19 protein-coding genes are annotated in these 19,600 nt (G+C 76.0%); 8 read left to right on the top strand and 11 right to left on the bottom strand.

Going from position 1 to position 19,600, the window contains the following annotated elements; translation table 11 throughout:
• Positions 1–1,044 carry a glycoside hydrolase family 16 protein gene (locus ABZ881_RS23225; RefSeq protein ID WP_358487613.1) on the bottom strand — a complete coding sequence of 348 codons (1,044 nt, stop codon included), beginning with the start codon at positions 1,042–1,044 and terminating at the stop codon, positions 1–3.
• 176 nt (positions 1,045–1,220) lie between these two features.
• Between ABZ881_RS23225 and ABZ881_RS23220 the strand changes: the two genes are divergently transcribed.
• Positions 1,221–1,748, top strand: coding sequence for a cupin domain-containing protein (locus ABZ881_RS23220; protein WP_358487612.1), 528 nt, complete (start codon positions 1,221–1,223; stop codon positions 1,746–1,748).
• A 15-nt stretch (positions 1,749–1,763) separates the two neighbouring features.
• On the opposite strand, the gene ABZ881_RS23215 is transcribed toward ABZ881_RS23220, so the two are convergent.
• From ABZ881_RS23215 to ABZ881_RS23185, 7 genes are all read right to left on the bottom strand, one after another.
• Positions 1,764–2,807, bottom strand: coding sequence for a PHP domain-containing protein (locus ABZ881_RS23215; RefSeq protein WP_358487611.1), 1,044 nt, complete (start codon positions 2,805–2,807; stop codon positions 1,764–1,766).
• 10 nt (positions 2,808–2,817) lie between these two features.
• Complete coding sequence (locus tag ABZ881_RS23210) at positions 2,818–4,401, bottom strand: CHAD domain-containing protein (protein ID WP_358487610.1); 1,584 nt, start codon at positions 4,399–4,401, stop codon at positions 2,818–2,820.
• 55 nt (positions 4,402–4,456) lie between these two features.
• Positions 4,457–5,962: an FAD-linked oxidase C-terminal domain-containing protein gene (locus ABZ881_RS23205; RefSeq protein WP_358487609.1), complete on the bottom strand. Its 1,506-nt coding sequence runs from the start codon at positions 5,960–5,962 to the stop codon at positions 4,457–4,459.
• Between the two features lie 141 nt (positions 5,963–6,103).
• The gene (locus ABZ881_RS23200) at positions 6,104–7,192 is read right to left on the bottom strand and encodes a pyridoxal-phosphate dependent enzyme (RefSeq protein WP_358487608.1); all 1,089 of its coding nucleotides are present in this window, start codon (positions 7,190–7,192) and stop codon (positions 6,104–6,106) included.
• On the bottom strand, positions 7,189–8,109 hold the full coding sequence (locus tag ABZ881_RS23195; RefSeq protein WP_358487607.1) for a GHMP kinase: 921 nt from the start codon (positions 8,107–8,109) through the stop codon (positions 7,189–7,191). The genes ABZ881_RS23200 and ABZ881_RS23195 overlap by 4 nt, the downstream gene beginning before the upstream one ends.
• The gene (locus ABZ881_RS23190; RefSeq protein ID WP_358487606.1) at positions 8,106–8,909 is read right to left on the bottom strand and encodes a DUF364 domain-containing protein; all 804 of its coding nucleotides are present in this window, start codon (positions 8,907–8,909) and stop codon (positions 8,106–8,108) included. Before ABZ881_RS23190 ends, ABZ881_RS23195 begins: the two co-directional genes overlap by 4 nt.
• Positions 8,906–9,607 (bottom strand): methyltransferase, encoded by a 702-nt coding sequence (locus ABZ881_RS23185; protein ID WP_358487605.1) that lies wholly within the window; start codon positions 9,605–9,607, stop codon positions 8,906–8,908. Before ABZ881_RS23185 ends, ABZ881_RS23190 begins: the two co-directional genes overlap by 4 nt.
• A 126-nt stretch (positions 9,608–9,733) precedes the next feature.
• Here ABZ881_RS23185 and ABZ881_RS23180 point away from each other — a divergent pair, with 126 nt between their 5' ends.
• The 4 genes from ABZ881_RS23180 to ABZ881_RS23165 are packed head-to-tail and all read left to right on the top strand — an operon-like array spanning position 9,734 to position 13,762.
• On the top strand, positions 9,734–10,765 hold the full coding sequence (locus ABZ881_RS23180; RefSeq protein WP_344023511.1) for an iron ABC transporter permease: 1,032 nt from the start codon (positions 9,734–9,736) through the stop codon (positions 10,763–10,765).
• A 5-nt stretch (positions 10,766–10,770) separates the two neighbouring features.
• A complete protein-coding gene (locus ABZ881_RS23175; protein ID WP_358487604.1) occupies positions 10,771–11,550 on the top strand; it encodes an ABC transporter ATP-binding protein in 780 nt (259 codons plus the stop codon).
• Positions 11,551–11,573: 23 nt separating this feature from the next.
• Complete coding sequence (locus tag ABZ881_RS23170) at positions 11,574–12,557, top strand: ABC transporter substrate-binding protein (RefSeq protein ID WP_358487603.1); 984 nt, start codon at positions 11,574–11,576, stop codon at positions 12,555–12,557.
• Positions 12,554–13,762 (top strand): MFS transporter, encoded by a 1,209-nt coding sequence (locus ABZ881_RS23165; RefSeq protein ID WP_358487602.1) that lies wholly within the window; start codon positions 12,554–12,556, stop codon positions 13,760–13,762. Before ABZ881_RS23170 ends, ABZ881_RS23165 begins: the two co-directional genes overlap by 4 nt.
• A gap of 60 nt (positions 13,763–13,822) precedes the next feature.
• Here ABZ881_RS23165 and ABZ881_RS23160 read toward each other — a convergent pair whose 3' ends face one another.
• Entirely contained in the window at positions 13,823–14,779 is a 957-nt protein-coding gene (locus ABZ881_RS23160; RefSeq protein ID WP_358487601.1) for an FAD-dependent oxidoreductase, read from the bottom strand.
• A 75-nt stretch (positions 14,780–14,854) separates the two neighbouring features.
• Here ABZ881_RS23160 and ABZ881_RS23155 point away from each other — a divergent pair, with 75 nt between their 5' ends.
• Complete coding sequence (locus tag ABZ881_RS23155; RefSeq protein WP_358487600.1) at positions 14,855–15,469, top strand: MSMEG_1061 family FMN-dependent PPOX-type flavoprotein; 615 nt, start codon at positions 14,855–14,857, stop codon at positions 15,467–15,469.
• A gap of 138 nt (positions 15,470–15,607) precedes the next feature.
• Here the strand turns inward: ABZ881_RS23155 and ABZ881_RS23150 are convergent, their stop codons facing one another.
• Together ABZ881_RS23150 and ABZ881_RS23145 are read right to left on the bottom strand one after the other, a co-directional pair.
• Complete coding sequence (locus tag ABZ881_RS23150) at positions 15,608–16,549, bottom strand: o-succinylbenzoate synthase (protein ID WP_358487599.1); 942 nt, start codon at positions 16,547–16,549, stop codon at positions 15,608–15,610.
• An 11-nt stretch (positions 16,550–16,560) separates the two neighbouring features.
• Positions 16,561–18,030, bottom strand: coding sequence for an NAD(P)/FAD-dependent oxidoreductase (locus ABZ881_RS23145; protein WP_358487598.1), 1,470 nt, complete (start codon positions 18,028–18,030; stop codon positions 16,561–16,563).
• A gap of 72 nt (positions 18,031–18,102) precedes the next feature.
• Here ABZ881_RS23145 and ABZ881_RS23140 point away from each other — a divergent pair, with 72 nt between their 5' ends.
• Both ABZ881_RS23140 and ABZ881_RS23135 read left to right on the top strand, forming a co-directional pair.
• Positions 18,103–18,717: a helix-turn-helix domain-containing protein gene (locus tag ABZ881_RS23140; RefSeq protein WP_358487597.1), complete on the top strand. Its 615-nt coding sequence runs from the start codon at positions 18,103–18,105 to the stop codon at positions 18,715–18,717.
• 36 nt (positions 18,718–18,753) lie between these two features.
• Positions 18,754–19,515, top strand: coding sequence for a siderophore-interacting protein (locus ABZ881_RS23135; RefSeq protein WP_358487596.1), 762 nt, complete (start codon positions 18,754–18,756; stop codon positions 19,513–19,515).
• The last annotated feature ends 85 nt before the right edge of the window (positions 19,516–19,600 follow it).

Genomic DNA, 19,600 nt, shown 5'->3' with positions numbered 1-19,600 from the left:
CTACTCGCCGGCCAGCATCGCGATCTGGGCCCGCTGCTCGTCGGGCGTCAGCTCGCGCGGCGCCCGCTCCGGGTAGTCGCGCGGCTGACCGGTCGCGTTCGCGCCCGGCGGCAGGCTCAGCGTCGCCGGCTCGCTCTCCGGGACCGCCCACTGGCTCGCCCAGTCCATGTGCATCGCGGTGGGGCCGCCCGCCGGCGGGAAGTAGTCGAGCTGCATGGTCATGTTCATCGGGCGCGGCGGGAAGTGGTCGGTGGTGGTGTTGGTGTACCACTCCTCCCCGTCGACGTAGGCGGTCATCTTCTCCGGCGTCCACTCCAGCGCGTAGGCCGACCACTCGGTGGAGTCGTGCTGGGTGGCGCCGTAGTCCTGGTCGTTGTTCGGCCCGTAATGCAGGAAGAAGCTCGTCTCCTGGCGGTCGTCGGAGAGGATCTCCATCCAGTCGATCTCGCCGCCGACCGGGAAGTCCTCGGCCACCGGCCAGAGCAGCAGCAGCGCGTTGAGCCCGCCGCTCGCCTCGTCGGACTTCACGCACGCCTCCCACCGGCCGTGCCGCTGCCCGGGGTGCCAGCTGACCGCGCCGGTGGTGCCCTCGGCATCGGCGGTGATGGACATGACGCCGTCGGCAACGGTCACCGCGTCCGGGGTGCGGATGCCGTTCTTCGCGTGGCCGGGCTCGGGGCCGTAGGGGTGCCAGTCCGGCGGGACCTCGTCGATCCCCTCGAAGTCGGAGTGCCGGTCCGGTTCGCCCCAGCCGTGGCGCTCGGCTGCGGTGGCCGAGCACCGCGACGGGGGTGGGGTGGGCTGGGCCGGGGCCGGCTCGGTGCCCGGCGGCGCGGGGGCCGGTTCGGTGCCCGGTTCGGTGCCCGGCTGCGCGGGGGCCGGCCGGTCCGCGCCGGTCCGTGCCGGGCCCGGGTCCTCCTGGTTCACCACGGCCGACGCGGCCGACGCGGCGGGGGCGCCCGCCACGGTGGTCCCGGCCGACACCGCCACCGTCGCGGCCAGCACCGTCAGCGCCGCCAGACCGGTCCTCGTCCTCGTTCGCACCGTGGGCCACTCCCGTCCCTCGCGTTACCGTCCGTCCCATCAGACGAGCGGACGGTGAACGAGACCAGCAGAAACACCCGTCCGAGCCTCCCCCGATCAGGGCGACATACCGGACACCTCACCCACCGTGAGTCCACCGGGCGCCCCCGTCACCTCGGGTAGCCCCGGCGGAGGCCGTGCGAACCGTGCACGCCCGTGCGGGCGGTGGGAGAGTGCGGGATGTGGGGCGTCCTGGGGTGGCTGTCGCGTTGGACCTCGCACCGCATCCGGAGGGCGGCTGGTACCGCCGCACCTGGGCTTCCCCGTTGACGGTCGACACGCCGTACGGGCCGCGGCCGTCGGCGACCGCGATCCTCTACCTGTTCGACGGGCCGGGGCGCTGGCACCGGGTGCGCTCGACCGAGCTGTGGTGCTGGCACTCCGGCCCGGAGGCGGAACTTCTCCTCGCCGGTGACGGCGACGAGCCCGGCGATCCCGTCCCGCTCCGGCTGGGGCGCCCCGGCCGGCTCGTGGTGCCGGGCGCGGACGACCGTCCGATGGCGGGCCCGGGCGATCCGGCGGGTCGGCCCACGCCGGACGTGCTGCCGCAGCGGGAGGTACCGCCCGGGGTGTGGCAGCGGGCCGTTCCGCTGGGCGACGGTCCGGTGCTGGTCAGCTGCGTGGTCTCCCCCGGCTTCGACTTCGCCGACTTCGAGATGCGCTGATCCCCCGCTGCGCGGTCAGCGCCCCAGCAGCCCGGCCGCGTCCCGGGTGTTGCGGATCCGCTCCGGCGGCACCCCGCAGGCCACGGCCCGGGCGCAACCGTGGTCGAGCCAGTCGAGCTGGCCGGGGGCGTGCGCGTCGGTGTCGATCGTGAACTCGCAGCCGGCCTCGACGGCGAGCCGCAGCAGCCGTTTGGGTGGGTCCAGCCGCTCCGGCCGCGAGTTGATCTCGACGGCGACGCCGTGCTCCGCGCAGGCGTCGAACACCCGCTGCGCGTCGAACTCGGACTCGGGGCGCTTGCGGCGGCCGGTGACCATCCGGCCGGTGCAGTGCCCGAGCACGTCGACGTGCGGGTTCGCGACGGCGGCGAGCATCCGGGCGGTCATCTCGTCGCGGGGCATCCGCAGCTTGGAGTGCACGCTGGCGACCACGACGTCGAGCTGCGCCAGCAGCTCCTCGGACTGGTCGAGGCCACCGTCGTCGAGGATGTCGACCTCGATCCCGGTGAGCACCCGGAACGCGGAGCCGGCGGCGGCGATCCGCTCGTTGAGCGCGGCGACGTCGTCGAGCTGGCGGCGCAGCCGCTCGGCGGACAGCCCGTTCGCGACGGTGAGCCGCGGCGAGTGGTCGGTGACGACGAGGTAGTCGTGCCCCAGCCCGATCGCGGTCTCGGCCATCTCGGCGAGCGGCGAGCCGCCGTCGGAGGCGTCGGTGTGGCTGTGACAGTCCCCGCGCAGCGCCTCGCGCAGCCGCTGCGCGGCCCCGGCCAGCGGGACGCCGTCGGCGTCGGCGCGGGCCACCGCGTCCTCCAGCCGGCGCAGGTACACCGGTTCCTCGCCGGTCACCGACTCGCCGACGCAGCGGGCGGTGACCTCGCCGACGCCGCGCAGCTCGATGAGCCCGCCGGAGGCGTGCAGCCGGGCCAGCTCGTCGGGGTCCCGGCCGCGCAGCGCGGCCGCCGCGGTGCGGAACGCACGGACCCGGTAGGTGGACTCCCCGGCCCGTTCCAGCAGGAAGGCGATCCGCCGCAGGTCGGCGACGGCGTCGCGCGGCTCGCTCATCCGGACGAGGTTAGCCGCGCATCCAGCGCCGGGCCCGCGGCGTCCACACCTCGGCCCAGACCCCGGGCAGCCGCCGCTCCAGCTCCAGCATCCGGGCGGTGTCCCGGCCGTGCAGCACGCCGAAGGTGAACCCGTTGCCGTTCTCCGCGCCAGCCCGGGCACCGAGGGTGCGCAGCAGGTCCCGGGAGACGACGGCGTCCTGGTGGTCGCCCAGCACCCGCTGCACCCGCTTGAGCCGCTTCGCGAACCGGCGGGCGTCGGCGCCGGCGACCGGGCGGGCCACCTCGGTGGCGTAGCGCAGCTGCTTGCCGGTCTTGCGGGCGTCGTGCAGGGTCACCGGGGCCACCTCACCGGCCTCCAGGTCGCCCAGCGCGCGTTCCATCCGGCGGTCCAGCTTGCGGGCGGTCCGGCCGATCATCGCCGGCATCGTCCGCGCGGCCGGGCGCTCCGCTCGCGACGACAGCGGCGGATCGGCCAGCAGCCTGCGCAGCGCACCCTTCAGCGCGGCGTACCGCTCGCCGTCGACGACCTCCAGCACCGCCGCGCCGGTCTCGGCACGGGTCCGGGCGAAATGCCGGGTGACGGCGGCCTGCACCGGCCCGAGCAGCAGCTCCGGCTCCAGCTCGGCGAGCCGGGCGTCGAGCCGTTCCTGCTGCACCTCGGCGTCGCGCTCCCCGGCGAGCGCCCGGCCCAGCCAGCGCAGCTCGGCGATCAGGTGCGCCACCCGGGGACCCTCCAGGACCCGGCGGTAGGTGCGCAGCGCGCTGCGGGCCCGGCGGGCGGTGACCCGCATCTGGTGCACCGCGTCCGGCACGCCCTCGCGCAGGTCCCGCTCCCGGGCGGTCAGCGTGTCGAGCTGACCGCCCAGGTAGTCGAGCAGCACCGCGCCGGCGCTGCCCCGCCGCCCGGTGCGCCGCGGCGGCTCCGCAGCGGCGGCGACGGCCAGCAGCTCGACGAGCCTGCGCTGGGCGACGCCCGGTCCGCGGCTCAGCCCGGTGGTGCGCAGCGCCTCGTCGATCTGCTGCAGCAGACCCGTCGGGGCGGCACCGGGCCGGACGACGGTCTCGGTCCAGCTCTCCACCGCGGTGGACGCACCGAGGGTGGCCACCCGGACCTGGTCGCGGCGCAGCAGCGCCAGCTCGCGGCCGCCGGCGTCGTGCAGCTGCTCGACCGAGCGCACCACGTGCACCCGGCCGACCGGGCCCAGCTCGCCGTCACCGCGGACCCGCCGGACCAGGGTGTCGATCTCGTCCGGGACGCCGCCGGTGCCGGTGCCCTCGACCTGCGGTTCCGGCAGGTCGACACGCAGCTCGTCGTCCGGCTCGCCATCCGGGAGCCGGAGCACCCAGGCCGAGCTGCCGGGTCGTCCGCTCGCCCGGTCCGGCACGATCCGTTCGACGAGGAGCTCGATCCCGGCGGCGGACAGCCGCAGGTCCGGGGTGTCGAAGCGCTCGTGCTCGCGGACCTCCGCGTCGGTCACCGTGCGGACGCCGTGCAGCCCGGCCAGGCCGGTCAGCCGGGGCGCCCCGGTGTGCGCGGGCCCGCGGTAGGCCAGTTCCCCGGAGGACGTGCTGGTCGTGCGGGTGTCACTCATGCCACCGGGGTTCCCGGCGGCCACCCGGCGTAGTCGCCGCCATCCGGGGGACCGTTCAGACCGCCTTGCCCGGATTGAGGATGCCGTGCGGGTCCAGCGCCGCCTTCACCGCACGCTGCATCGCGACCACCCGCGGGCCGAGCTCGCGCTCCATGCCGTCCCGCTTGAGCAGCCCGACGCCGTGCTCACCGGTCACCGTGCCGCCCAGCTCGACGGCCGCGGCGATGATCTCGTCGAACGCCGCGCGGGTGCGCTCCCGGGCGGCCGGGTCGCCGTGCGGGGTGAGCATCAGCGGATGCAGGTTCCCGTCGCCGGCGTGCGCGACGGTGGCGATCCGCACGTCGAGCCGGCGGCCGATCTCCTCGATCCGGCCCAGCATCTGTGCCATCCGGGTGCGCGGGACGCAGACGTCCTCGGTGAGCATCCCCATCCCGAGCTGTTCCAGCGCCGGATAGGCCATCCGGCGGGCGGCGAACAGGGCGTCGGCCTCGGTGGGATCGGTGGAGGCCATCGCGTCGGTGGCGCCGTGCCCGGTGAAGGCGTCCAGGATCGCCTCGGCCTCCGCGGCCGCGGCCGGCTCGGGCAGGTCGGTCTGGGCGAGCAGCAGCGCCGCCGCGCTCTCCGGCAGCCCGGCGTTGCGCCAGCTGTTCACCGCGGCCAGGCACTCCCGGTCCAGCAGCTCGAACACCGCGGGCTGCAGCCCGCGTTCGGTGACGGCGGCGACCGCCGCGCCGCAGTCGACGAGCGAGTCGAAGAACCCGACGACGGTGCGCGGCGCCGCCGGGCGGGCCGGGCGCAGCTTCACCGTCACCTCGGTGATGACGCCGAGGGTGCCCTCCGAGCCGACGATCAGCCCGGCCAGGTCGTAGCCGACGACGCCCTTCGCGGTGCGCCGCCCGACCCGCACGATCTCGCCGTCGGCAGTGACCACCTCCAGCGCCAGGACGTAGTCGCGGGTGACGCCGTACTTCACGCAGCACAGCCCGCCCGCGTTGGTGGCGACGTTGCCGCCGAGCGTCGACCAGGGTGCCGACGCCGGGTCCGGCGGGTACCAGAGGCCCTGCGCGGCGCAGGCGGCCCGCAGGTCGTCGTTCACCACCCCCGGTTCGACGACGGCGAGCCGCTCCCCCGCCGAGATCTCCCGGATCGCGGTCATCCGTTCCAGCGACAGCAGCACGCAGCCCTCGACCGCGTTCGCGCCGCCGGACAGCCCGGTGCCGGCGCCGCGCGGGACGACCGGGACCCGGTGCCGCGCGCAGGCGGCGACCACGGCGGCGACGTCGGCGGTGCTGCGCGCCCGGACCAGGCACAGCGGGGTGCCGTGCTCGGCCCACTCGGCCTCGTCGTGCACGTAGGGGCGGACCGTGTCCGGGTCGGTGCGGACCTGGTCGCCGCCCAGCGCCGCGGCCAGCTCGGCGAGCACCGCCCGGCCCGCTGCGTCCGGGCCGGACGGGTCCAGCCGGGCCGGGGCGGTGGACCCGCCGAACGGCCTGCCCTCCGGTTCGACGACCACCGGCGGGCCGTCGAGCAGGTGGTCACCGACGGGTTCGCGCTCGGACATGCCGCTGACGGTAGGTCCCGGCCCGGCACCGGGCCAGCGCGCCGGCCGCACGGCTCGAACACCGCCGCCGGCACAGGCCCCGCCCGGCGCAGCCCCGCCCGGCGGATGCCCGACCCGGCCGCCCGGCGCAGCCCGGCCCGGTCAGGCCCGGCCCGGGCGCACCCCGGGGAGCCGGGTCCGCGGCGCCGGGACCGCGGCGTCCGGCCCGGGCACCGCGGCCGGCGGCGCGGGCGCCCCGGCCCACTCCATCCGCGACCACGGCAGCGCCAGCTCCCCGGTCCCGGTGACCGGGTGCGGCGCCAGGTCCGCCAGCGGTCGCGCCTCGGCGTGCCGGGCGAACACCCCGCCGACGTAGCGGTGCCCGGTGTCCGGCGCCACGAACAGCATGGTGCGGTCCGGTTCCAGGCCGCCTTCCCAGCGGGCCGCCAGGTACGCCGCGCCCGCGGACAGCCCGGCGAACACCGCGTGCCGGCGCAGCAGCGCCACCGCGCCGGACAGCGCGGCGCCGAAACCGGTCCAGTGCACGACGTCGTAGGCGGTGTGGTCGACGTTGCCGAACGGGATGGAGCTGCCGATCCCGGCGATGATGATGTCCGGATCGGCGACGTGCTCGCTGCCGAAGGTGACGCTGCCGAACGGCTGCACCCCGACCAGCCGGGTCCGCCGCCCCGGCGGGTCGCCGGCCCGCAGGTAGCGGGCCAGCGCACCGGTGGACGCCCCGGACCCGACGCCGCCGACGACGGTCAGCGGGACCGGCCCGAGCGCCTCGCGCACCATCCGGGCGACCGGGCGGTAGCCGAGATGGTGCACGTCGTCGTGGTACTGGCGCATCCAGTGCAGCCGTGGATCGGCGGCCAGCAGCGCGTGCACCCTGGCGACCCGCCTGCTCTGGTCGAGCTTGAGATCGTCCGAGGGCGGCATCGGGTCCAGCCGGGCGCCGAGCAGCTCCAGCTGGACCCGGACGGCGTCGTCGACCGTCGTCGAGCCGACGACGTGACAGCCCAGCCCGTAGCGGTGGCAGGCCAGCGCGAGGGCGATCGCGTAGATGCCGCTGGAGGAGTCCAGCAGCGTGTCGCCCGGCGCGATCCGGCCGGTGTCGATCAGGTGCCGGACGGCGGCGTCGGCGCTGAGCACCTTCATCGTCTCGAACCGCAGGCAGTGCAGGCGCTCGCCGACCCGGACCAGGTCCGGCCGGCCGACGGCGTCGGCGACGTGCTCGACCGGGTTCACCGGTGCACCCCCGCCGCGACGGCGGGCGCTCCGGAGCCGGCCGCGAACGTCCCGGTCACCGGCAGCCCGGCGGCCCGCAGCGCCCGCGTCGCCCGCCGCAGCACCGCCGCCGGATCGGTGCCGGCCGGGTCCACGACCAGCCCGGCGACGTTGCCGCTGTGCGCGATCTGCACGCCCAGCACGCCGGGTTCGTCGGCGGCGCCGAGCAGCCGGTCCAGCTGCCCGTCGGTGCGGTGCAGCCGGGCGCTACAGGTGGCGACGGCGGCGACCCCGGCCGGGTCGGCGCGCTGCACCGCCGTCCGCAGCCGGTCCCGCAGCTCCTCGTAGCCGTCGACGACCGGCGGTGGCGGGACCGGGGGCGCGTCGGCCGGGGTGTCGACCGGGCGCCCGCCGTCGAGCAGGCAGCCGAGCACCAGCAGCGGCGGCAGCGCCGGTCCGAGCACCTCGGCGACGACGCCGTCGCGCTGCGCGAACAGCCGGGTGGCCGGGTCGTCGAACATCAGCGGGTCGCTGGCGCCCTCCGCGGCGACCGCGATCCGGGCGACCGTGCGCGGATCGGGCACCACCCCGCAGGCGTCGGCGACCGCGCGGATGGTGGCGACGACGTCGGCGGTGGACGAGCCCATCCCCAGCCCGGCAGGAACCGGCCCGGTCAGCCGCAGCCGGCCGCCGGCCGGCGCATCCGGCGGGGCCACCGCGCGCAGTGCGAGTGCCGCGGCGCGGGCCGCCTTCGTGCGGTCCCGCGGGTGCACGGCGACGCGGGGGGACGCCGGATCCGGCCGGAACCGGGCGTGCACCCCCGCGACCGGCGACGGCAGCGTGACCAGGCCGGGCCGCGGGCGGCCGTCCGGGCCGCGGAAGAACCCCTGCAGCAGCTCCCCGTGATGGCACCCGCCGTACCCGTGGCCGGTCCTCACCGGCCCGTCCGGTACCGGTACAGCGCCGTCGGATCGGCGCTGAACTGGGAGAACGGGAACGGCTCCGCGGACAGCGCGGTGACCCCGGCGCCGAGGAACGCCCGCGCCACCGCGGCCCCGGTCTGGGCGTAGACGGTCAGCGGCACACCGCGCTCGCGGCAGCGCGCGACGATCGGGTCGAAGGTGCCGTTGGCCAGCGTCATCCCGGTCGCGACGACCGCGTCGGCGGCGTCGATCACCTCGTCCGCCGAGTCGGACACCGGATCGTCCCACTGGGTGCGGCGCAGGTCCAGGTCGCACGGCAGGCACTGCGCGCCGCGCTCCCGGATCGCCGCGACCAGCGGGTTCACCACGCCGATCAGCGCCACCCTGGCCCCGGCGGGCACGTCGAGCAGCCCGGCGACGGCGGCGTCGCGGGCCAGCGCCCGGGTCTCCGGGGTGCCCGCGGGCAGCTCGACGCGTTCGGCGCCGGGATCGGTGGCGAACGGCCGGCCCGCGGCGAGCCGGGCGTCCAGCGCGGCGATCCGCACCGGGTAGGGCCGGTCCGGCGCCATCAGGTCGGTCAGCGGGAGGCCGGACAGGTCCTGACAGGCGACCGGATCGAGCTTGCCGGCCCGCACCGAGGCCGCGCCGAACGCCCGGCCGCAGCGGACCAGCACGTAGTGGTTGCGGTAGGTCACCGGGCCGCCGGCCAGCCGGGTCCCGTGGCCGAGCCAGAACACGCTGGTGGCGGTGTCGCCGTCGGGCAGCGGCCCGGCGCCGCCGGTGAGCGCCTCGTCCAGCAGCTCCGCGACGCTCACCGCGGACACCCGGTGAAGCGGAACAGGTGGGTAAGCACGCCGTCACCCCAGTCGTGCCGCAGCGCGAGCTCGGCGTCGAAGCCGTGCCCCTGCGCGGCGGCGACCAGGCCGGGCAGGTCCGCGGTGTTGGAGGCGATCACGAAGACCTCCGCGCCGGGGGCGAGCACGTCGCGCCCGGCCAGCTGGGCGAAGAACCGCTCCAGCAGCGCGACGCCCTGGCAGACGTTGCGCACCACGTCCGGGTCGTCGGCGACCGGGACGCTGACCGCGGGCGGGTTGAACGTCACGACGTCGATCCCGAGCCCCTCGGGCAGCCCGTCCAGCAGGTCGGCGACCACGCCGGTGCAGGCGTCGCCGCCGGCGAACCGCCGGTGGTGCCGCACGGCCGTCTCGACGCTGGCCGGGTGCACGTCCACCGCCCAGGTGTGCGCGGCCCCGCGGAGCCCGGCGGCGATCACCTCGATCCCCACCCCGCAGCCCATCGCCAGGTACCGGCGCCCGCGCGTCTCGATCTCCCCGGACAGCACCCGGTCGGCGACCATCGCGCTGGTCAGGCCCGGCTTGAACACCCCGGGCGGCAGGTCGAGCTCCAGGTCGTTCCAGCGGTGCGTGCGCGGGGTGTGCAGCGACCCGTCCGGCCGGTTCAGCTCGGCGATCCGGTCGGCGGGCAGCGGTGGCGGCAGCTCTCGCGGCGTCACGGGAACGGGTGAGATCGTCATGTGTTAACGACTATCATTATCATTACGGTCCCGCAACGGTGACAGGTCGTACAGGCCGCCCCCCTGGCCGCCGTCCCGTCCGGGTGATAAATACTCACGATAATCATGTTCATCAAAGGCGCCCTCGGGCTCTCCGTCGTGCTGCTCGTCTCGATCGTCCTGGCGATCGGGCTCGGGCCGGCACCCGTCCCCCCGGACGACACGCTCCGCTACCTCACCGCCGCGGTCACCGGCGGCTCGATCACCCTGGACGAGCTGCCCACCTACGAGATCATCTGGCAGCTGCGGACCCCGCGGGTGCTGCTCGCCGCGGTGGTCGGGGCCGGTCTGGCCGCGGTCGGGGTCGGGGTCCAGGCGCTGGTGCGCAATCCGCTCGCCGATCCGTTCGTGCTGGGCATCTCGTCGGGCGCCTCGGTCGGTGCGGTGACCGTGATGGTGACCGGCGCGCTCGCCTTCGCCGGGATCCACGCGCTGTCGGTCGGGGCGTTCCTCGGCGCGCTCGCCGCGGCCGCACTGGTGCACCTCGCCGCGCGGCGGCGCGGGCCGGCCGGGACCAGCCCGCTGCGCCTGGTGCTCACCGGGATCGCGCTGGCCTACGCCTTCCAGGCCGCGATGGCGCTGCTGATCTACCTGGTGCCGCAGGGTGAGGCCACATCCACGGTGCTCTACTGGACACTCGGCGGGTTCGGCGCCGCGACCTGGGAGTCGCTGCCGGTGGTCACCGTGGTGGTGCTGGCCGGGATGGTGCTGCTGCGGTCCGGTGCCCGCGACCTCGACGTGCTCGCCCTCGGCGACGAGACCGCCGCCAGCTCGGGTGTGGACACCCGCGTCCTGCGCAGGCGGCTGTTCGTGCTCACCTCGCTGATGACCGGTTCGATGGTCGCCGTCTCCGGTGCCATCGGGTTCGTCGGGCTGATCGTGCCGCACCTGGTGCGGATGGTCACCGGGGCGGTGCACAGCCGGGTGCTGCTGCTCGCGCCGCTGGTCGGCGCGGTACTCGCGGTCTGGGTCGATCTGCTGTCCCGCACCGTCGTCGCACCGCGCGAGCTGCCGCTCGGGGTGGTCACCGCGCTCGTCGGCGTCCCGGTGTTCCTGGTGCTGCTGCGCCGCCGCGGCTACGTGTTCGGCGGGGCGTGAGACCGGTGGGCCTGGAGCTGAAGGGGATCTCCGTCGTCGCCGGTGGCCGGGAGATCGTGCGCGAGCTGTCCCTGGACGTCGCGACCGGCACCGTCGTCGGGCTGGTCGGGCCGAACGGCAGCGGCAAGTCCACCGCGCTGCGCTGCATCTACCGCGCGCTGCGGCCGGTCCGCGGCACCGTCCGGCTCGACGGCGACGATCTCGCCGGCTCCGGGCTGCGCGAGAACGCCCGCCGGATCGCCGCGATGACCCAGGACCACGGGTCCGATCTGGACTTCACCGTCACCGAGCTGGTGTCCCTGGGCCGCGCGCCGCACGTGGCCGGGCACCGCTCCCCCGGTCCGGAGGACGAGCGGATCTGCGCCGAGGCGATGGCCAGGGTCGGCGTCACCCACCTCGCCGACCGCGGGGTGCTGACGCTGTCCGGCGGTGAACGGCAGCGGGTGCTCGCCGCCCGCGCGCTCGCCCAGACCCCCGAGGTGCTGGTGCTCGACGAGCCGACCAACCATCTCGACATCGCCCACCAGCTCGGCCTGCTCGCCGCGCTGCGCGACGCCGGGCTGACCGTGCTGGTCGTGCTGCACGACCTCAATCTCGCCGCGGCGGCCTGCGACCGGGTCGGCGTGCTCGACGACGGCCGGCTGGTCGCCGCGGGCACCCCGGAGCAGGTGCTCACCCCGGACCTCGTGCAGCGGGTGTTCGGGGTGCGCGCCGACGTCGTCGCGCACCCGGTGACCGGCGCACCCCGGCTGCTCTACGCGCTGCCGTCCCCCGACTTCCCCTGATCGACCCGACCCTGGAGGCCCCCGTGCGGACCACCCGCGCCGTCCCGTTGCTGCTCGCCACCCTGCTCACCGCCACCGCCTGCGGCGCGCAGGTGGAGGGCGCCGACGCCGCTGCCACGACGACCGTCCCCCGCTGTGCCCAGCCCGTCGAGTACCGCGAGCCGCAGAACGCGGTCGCCTACGAGGGCGGCAGCGCCGACAAGCTGTTCGCGCTCGGCCTCGCCGACAAGGTCCGCGGCTACGTGATGCCGCCGGCGAACCCGCCGGTCACCGAGTCCCCCTGGGCCGAGGACTACGCGAGCGTCGAGATGCTGTCCGACGACCTGCTCAACCGCGAGCTGGTGGTCGACGCCGGCGCCGATCTCGTCGTCGCCGGCTGGCGGTCCGGGTTCAGCGACGAGCGCGGCATCACCCCCGAGCTGCTCGACCGGCTCGGCATCGCGAGCTTCATGCACACCGAGACCTGCTGGAACTACCCGGGTTTCCCGGAGCGGGTCACCCCGATCGAGGGGCTCTACGAGGACCTGCGCCGGCTCGGCGACATCTTCCGGGTGCCCGAGCGGGCCGACGCCGTCGTCGCCGACATGCAGGCCCGGGTCGCCGCGGTCGAGGCGGCCGCGCCCCGGCTGGACCCGCCGCCGTCGGTGTTCCTCTACGACTCCGGCACCGACCGGCCGAACAGCGCCGCGAACCAGGTGCCGCCGAACGACATCATCCGACTCGCCGGTGGCCGCAACATCCTCGACGACGTCGACGGCCGCTGGACCGACGTCGGCTGGGAGACCGTCGTGGAGCGCCGGCCCGAGATCATCATGATCCTCGACTACGGTGACCAGTCCGCCCAAGAGAAGATCGACTTCCTGAAGTCGCTCCCGACGCTGCGGAGTGTCCCGGCCGTGCAGAACGACAACTTCTTCGTGCTGAACTACAACGAAGGCATCTCCGGTCCGCGCAACATCGACGGCCTGGAGCGCTTCGGCGGCTACCTGCGGGAGTTCAGCCGGTGACGGCCCGGTCGGTGCTCCGCGAGCGCGCCTTCCTGCGGCTGTGGACCGGGACGACGGCGTCCGGCCTGGCCACCTGGGCGCTGCCCTTCGTGCTCGGCCTGGCCGTCGTCGACGGCTCGGTCACCGCGGTCGGGCTCGGGCTGGCACTCGGGGTGCGCACCGCGGGGTTCCTCGCGGCCGTCCCGGTGAGCGGGGTGCTGGCCGACCGGTACTCGCGACGGGCGACCGTCGGCTGGTCCGGCGCCGCGGCCGTGCTCGGCTCGGTCGCGGTGGCCGGCGGGCTCGGCGGGCCGCTCTGGCTGCTGCTGGCCGGCTGCGCGCTGGCCGGGGCAGGCCAGGGCGCCTGCCGGCCGGCGTTCCAGGCGCTGGTCGTCGAGGTCGTCGACGCCGAGCGGCGCCAGCAGGCCAACGCGGGGATGACCTTCTCGGTGCGGGCCAGCACCCTGGTCGCGCCCGCGCTGACCGCGCTGGCCGCCACCGCGTTCGGCGTGCGGGTGCTCGCGCTGGCCATCGCCGCGCTCTGGGTGGTCGCCGCGGCGCTGCCGCCGCGCGGGCTGCGCCGGCCAGCACCCGCCGGCCCCCGGCCGGGCTTCCTCGCCGAGTTCGCCGAGGGCGTCGCCGAGGCCCGGCGGCACCCGTGGTTCCTGGCCGGACTGGGCGCACTGACCGCGGTCATCGCCACCGGGTACTCCGCGACCGGGGTGGCGCTGCCGCTGGTCAGCCGGGACACCTACGGCGGCGCGGCGGTGCTCGCCGCCGCGCTCACCGGCTACACCGCGGGCGCGCTGCTCGGCGCCGTGCTGGTCGCCCGGTGGCGGCCGGTCGCCCGCGGATGGACGGCGCTGGCCGGGCTCGGGGTGTACGCGGTAGCCCCCCTTGCTCTGCTCACCCCGCTCCCGGTGTGGGTGGTCGTCGGGGCCTACGTGGTCTGCGGGATCGGCATCGAGCTGTTCAACGTGCCGTGGTTCACGGCGGTGCAACGCGAGGTCGATCCGGCGACCCTGGCCCGGGTGTCCTCGCTGGACTTCCTGCTCTCCTACGGCCTCGCCCCGCTCGGGCTGGCGCTGATCGCGCCGGCGATCGCCGCCTTCGGGCTGCAGCCGGTGCTGCTGGTGTGCGCCGCGGTCTGCCTGCTGGCCCCGGCGCTGGCCGCGCTCGCCCCGGGGGCCCGGCGGTTCTCCCGGGAGCCGGCGACCACCGGCTGAGCAGCGCTCCCGCACCCGGCCCGGCCGGCCCGGCCCGGCTGCCCGGTCCGGCCGGCCCGCTCAGCTGCCGAGCCGGGCGGCCAGCTCGCGGCCCAGCCGCAGCCCGGACAGCCACGCCGTCTGCACCCGGGACCGGCCCCAGCCGTCCCCGGCCAGGCCGATGCCGTCGTCGTCGAGGTGGAACGCAGGCTCGCGCCGCCCGCGCGGGGCGGCGAACCGCCACCGGTGCTGGTGCGTCCACTCCGGCTCCGCCCCGATCCCGAGCAGCCGCCGGACGGCGGCGGTCATCGTGGCGGTGGCCCCGTCCGGCGCGGCGTCGTAGGCCCGGGCCAGCGCACCGGTCGAGTGCGCGACCAGCACCGGGGCGCCGTCGCCGCGCCGGTCGCCGTCGTCGGCCACCGACGACAGCACCGGATGGTCGTTGACGAACGCGGCGGGCAGCTCCGGCCAGTCCCGGCGGGCGAACCCGAGGGTCAGCGCGAGCACCGGGTCCCACTCCCGGTCCGCGACGGCCGCGCCGGCCGCGGTGTGCGGGTCGAGCAGCCGGGCGGCCTGCGGGTCCGGCATCGCGACGACGACCGCGTCGCACGGTTCGCCGTCCACCCGGGGGCGCCCGTCCGGGCCGGGCCGGACCTCGCGGACCTCGTGTCCAGTGCGCACCGTCAGGTCCCGCGCGGACTCGGTGACCAGCGAGCGCAGGCCTCCGGGCGCGGCCCAGCGCATCGGGCCGGGACTGTCCGCGACCCGGGCGCCCGACTCGAACACGGCGAACGTGTCGGTCCACTCCCGGACCAGGCCGTCCCGGCGCCAGTGGCGGACGCGGGCGTCGAACTCGTCGTCGGACACGGTGAAGTAGGCGGCCCCGATGTCGGCCGGGCGCCCGCCGTGCCGGTGCACCGCGAGCCGGCCACCGACACCGCGGGCCCGCTCCAGCACGACGACGTCCACCCCGCGGGTGGCGAGCTCCCCGGCACAGGTCACCCCGGCGATCCCGGCTCCGATCACGATCACAGCCACACCGACGAACCTAGGGCGCCGCTTCCGGCGCCGCGCACCGGCGGTTAGGGTCGCCTCACAACGAGAGGGGGCCGGGTGGAGGACATCACCGACGAGGCACGGTTGCGGGAGATCGTCGGCGAACCGTCGAAGGCGATCAGGGAGAAGGAACGCGACCGGGTGGACGCGGTGACCGCCGAGTGGCTCGCCGCGTCGCCGTTCTTCCTGCTGGCCACCTGCGGGCCGGACGGCGTCGACGTCTCCCCGCGGGGCGATCCCGCCGGCAGCGTGCTGGTGCTCGACGAGGGCCGGGCGATCGCGTTCGCCGACCGGCGCGGCAACCACCGGCTCGACTCGATGCGCAACATCCTGCACGACCCGCGGGTCGGGATGATCTTCCTGGTGCCCGGGTCGAACGACACCGTGCGGGTCAACGGGCGGGCCCGGATCGTGCACCGGCCGGACTTCGCCGAGCAGCTGGCCGTCAAGGGCTCGACGCCGGAGCTGGCGATCGTGGTGCAGATCGACGAGCTGTTCCTGCACTGTGCGAAGGCGTTCCTGCGGTCGGCGCTGTGGGATCCGGCGACCTGGCCCGGCAAGGGTGAGGTGCCCAGCGCCGGGAAGCTGGTGAAGGGCCAGTACCGGATCCCCGGCCCGGCCCGGGTGTTCGACGCCGCGATGCGCCGCGAGGCGCGCGCCAACCAGTACTGACCCCCCGAGCACCCCGCCGCACACCCCTTCGCCCCGGTTCGCACCCGCTGCAGCGGGTGTGCAGCGCGGCGAAGGGGTGTGCACCGCGGTGACGGGGTGCGGACCGGAGCGCCGCGGTGCGATCAGCGCGCGGCGCGATCAGCGCAGGGCGGCGACCCGGTTGTGCCGGGCCCGCCACCAGGCGTCCCGCTCCGGCGGCGCGGCGACCTCGGCACGGCGGACCGGCTCGGGGGCGCGGCGCGGCACCGGGAGGGTGCCGTCCGCGGGCAGCAGCCGGTCGGCGTCGGCGACCACGTCCTCGGCGAGCAGCGACGCCGTCCCCAGCCCGCAGGCGTGGTGCAGCTCGGGCAGCGCCCCGGCGAGCGCGAGCCCGGCGGCCAGCCCGACGCTGGACTCGACCGCCGACGACACGACCACCGGCAGACCGCACTCCTGCGCGATCCGCAGCGCGCGGCGCACCCCGCCGAGCGGCGCGACCTTGAGCACGACGATGTCCGCCGCCCCGGCCCGCACCACCCGCATCGGGTCCTCGGCGCGGCGCACCGACTCGTCCGCGGCGACCGGGACGTCCACCGCGCTGCGCACCGCGGCCAGCTCCTCGACGGTCGCGCACGGCTGCTCGACGTACTCCAGTCCCCCGGCCGCGCGCCCGATCCGGCGGATCGCGGTGATCGCCTCGTCGACCGGCCAGGCCCCGTTGGCGTCCACCCGGACCAGGCCGGACGGGCCGAGCGCGTCGCGCACCGCGGCGACCCGCTCCTCGTCGGCGCCGGCGGGCGCGCCCGGCTCGGCGACCTTCACCTTCACCGTCGTCGCCCCCGAGGCGCGCACGATCCGCTGCGCGTGCTCCGGCCCGACGGCGGGGACGGTGCAGTTGACCGGCACCCGGTCGCGCACCGGCTCCGGCCAGCCGTCGTCGGCCGCCTCCCGGGCCGCGGCCAGCCAGCCGAGCGCCTCGCGGTCGTCGTACTCGGGGAAGGGGCAGAACTCACCCCAGCCGGCCGGGCCGTGCAGCAGCAGCCCCTCCCGGACGGTGATCCCGCGGAAACGGGTGGTCATGCCGAGCGCGTAGACGTGCACGGCGGGCCACGCTAGGCGACCAGCTCGTGCGCAGCCGGATCGACCCGGCGGGTCCGGTTGCGGAAGGTGAACGTGTAGCCGGGCCACAGGGTGCGGTTGTGGCCGTCGCCGTCGAGGTACCAGGAGGCACAGCCGCCGGATCCCCAGACCGCGGCGCCGAGCCTGCGCTGCAGCTCGGCGTTGTACTCCTCCTGCACGTCGGCCCGGGTGTCGATGGCGACAGCGCGGTTGCGGTCGACCAGCGCCATCGCGTCGAGCACGTAGTTCAGCTGCGACTCGATCATGAGCACCATCGAGCTGTGCCCGAGCCCGGTGTTCGGCCCGACGACGGTGAACAGGTTCGGGAAGCCGGCGATCGTGGTGCCGTGGAACGCCTGCGCGCCGTCCCGCCACACGTCGGACAGCTTGACGCCGTCGCGCCCGGTGATCGCCATCCGGCCCAATCCGGCCCCGGCCGAGGAGCCGACCCGGAACCCGGTGCCGAAGACGATCGTGTCCACCTCGTGCAGCACGCCGTCCGCGGTGACGACGCCGCGCTCGGTGATCCGCGCGATGCCGGCGGTCTCGACCGTCACGTTGCCCCGGCGCAGGGCCGGGTAGTAGTCGTTGCTCATCAGGACCCGTTTGCAGCCCATCGTGAAGTCCGGGGTGACGGTGCGGCGCAGCTCCGGGTCGCCGGCGAACACCCGGCGCAGGTGCAGCCGGGCGACCCGCTCGGCGAGCTCCATGAGGCGCGGGTGCATGAAGCCGAGCACCATCGCCTCGTGCCGCCAGTAGAGCGCGGCCCGGTACCCGGCGCGCAGCCAGGGGGCCCGGCGGAACGCCCGCCGGGTGCGGTCGCGGATCGGCTTGTCCGGCTTGGGGAGCACCCACGGGGCGGTGCGCTGGAAGAGCGTGAGGTGCTCGACACCGGGGGCGACGGCGGGCACGAACTGGATCGCCGAGGCCCCGGTCCCGATCACCGCGACCCGTCTGCCGTGCAGGTCCTCGCCGTGCGGCCAGCGCGCGGAGTGGAAGGCGGTGCCGGCGAACCGGTCGAGGCCCTCGATCTCGGGCACCGCGGGCTCGTGCAGCGCGCCGGTCCCGAAGATCACGTAACGGGCGCGCAGCGCGGAGCCGTCGGCCAGCCGGACGTCCCAGCCGGTGCCGTCCCACTCCGCGCCGGTGACGTGCGCGCCGAACCGGATCCGGCCACGCAGCCGGTGGTGGTCGGCGACGTCCTCCAGGTAGCTGCGGATCTCGGCCTGACGGGCGAAGGTGCGGGTCCAGTCCGGGTTCGGGAAGAAGGAGAACGAGTACAGGTGCGACTCGACGTCGCAGGCGCAGCCGGGGTAGGCGTTGTCCCGCCAGGTGCCGCCGAGGGTGTCCGCCTTCTCCAGCAGCAGCCAGTCCCGGCGGCCCGCCCGGTCCAGCCGGACGGCCGCGCCCAGCCCGGCGAACCCGCTCCCGACGATCAGCGTCTCGACCTGCTGCCCGGACATGCGACCTCCGACAAAGGCGTGTTACCACCGGTAACATACCACGGGTAACCTACTGCCGGTAGCGTCCGCGCCATGACCTCGCGGACCGCCCCGAACGCGCGGCGCCGGGTGCCGCGGGCCGAGCGGGAACGCCAGATCGTGGACGCCGCCGTCGCCGTCTTCGGGGAGCGCGGATACGCCGCCACCTCGATGGACACCGTCGCCGAGCGGGTCGGTGTCACCAAGCCGGTGCTCTACACGCACTTCGGCTCCAAGGAGGGGCTGCTGCTCGCCGCGATCGCGCGGGCCAGGGCGGAGCTGCTGGAGGTGGTGGCGGCCGCGGCCGCCGGCGCGACCGATCCGGAGTCGATGCTGCGCGACGGGACGCTGGCGTTCTTCACCTACCTGGACCGGCGGGCGCCCGCCTGGCGGCTGTTCTGCTCCGAGCCCGGGGTCGCCGACACTGCGCTGGAGGAGATCCGCGCCCAGCAGACCGAGTTCATCGCCGCGCTGCTCGCCGCGCAGGTCCCCGGCACCGCACCGGAACGGCTGACCGGCTGGGCGCAGGTGATCGTCGGCGCCTGCGAGCGGCTCGCGGTGTGGCGCGGCCAGGACGACGACGACGCCGTGACCGCCGAGCAGGCGACCGAGTACCTGATGGAGGTCGCCTGGACCGGGCTGGCCGGGCTGGGTCGGCGGACCGGGTAGCGGGCCGAGGTGCGCAGTCCGGGAGACTGGACCGCCATGAGCACGACCGCCCCCCGCCTGCTGCAGGTCGCCCGCACCGAGCGGATCACGCCCGCGATGATCCGGGTCACCCTCACCGGCGAGGAGCTGGCCGGCTTCCCCGGGCACGGCCCGGACCGCCGGATCAAGATGTTCTTCCCGGTCGAGGGCCAGGAGCGGCCCGCGGTGCCCCGGGCGAGCACCGGCGGACCGGTATGGCCGGCCGGTGAGGCCCGTCCCGCGATCCGCACCTACACGGTCCGCCACTTCTCCCCCGACACCGGCGAGCACGGCGAGCTGGACGTGGACTTCGTGGTGCACGCCGGGCACGGGCCGGCCGCGGCGTGGGCGGTCGCGGCCGCACCCGGGGCGTGGGTCGGGGTGTCCGAGCCGGGCGGGCGCTGGGAGCCCGACCCGCACGCCGAGCACCATCTCGTCATCGGCGACGAGTCCGCGCTGCCCGCCGTCGCCACCGTGCTGGAGACGCTCGCCGCGGACCATCCGGCGGTCCCGGTGCGGGCCGTGCTGGAGGTCGCCGACGCCGGTGAGGAGCAGCGGCTCCCGGGGACGGCCGTCGTCGACTGGGTGCACCGGGGCGACGCCCCGGCCGGCACGCCGCTGGTCGACGCGGTCCGCGCGGTCACGCTGCCGGACGGACCCGGTCAGGCGTGGCTCTCCGGCGAGTCCGCGGCGGTGAAGGAGCTGCGCGGGCACCTGATCGCCGACCGCGGATTCGACCGCCGGGCGGTCTACGCGACCGGCTACTGGCGCGCGCGCTGACAGCGGCGTCCGGCGCGGCCCCGCCGCGGGAGTCGCAGCCGCCGGACAGCCCGCGCACAGCCGGTCCACAGGTTCCTGCGATGTG

The organism is Pseudonocardia sp. NPDC046786, from assembly GCF_040645415.1.
Taxonomy (GTDB): Bacteria; Actinomycetota; Actinomycetes; order Mycobacteriales; family Pseudonocardiaceae; genus Pseudonocardia; species Pseudonocardia kongjuensis.
The sequence above is the reverse complement of the archived record's forward strand: the minus strand, read 5'-3'. Positions and strand labels throughout refer to the sequence as shown.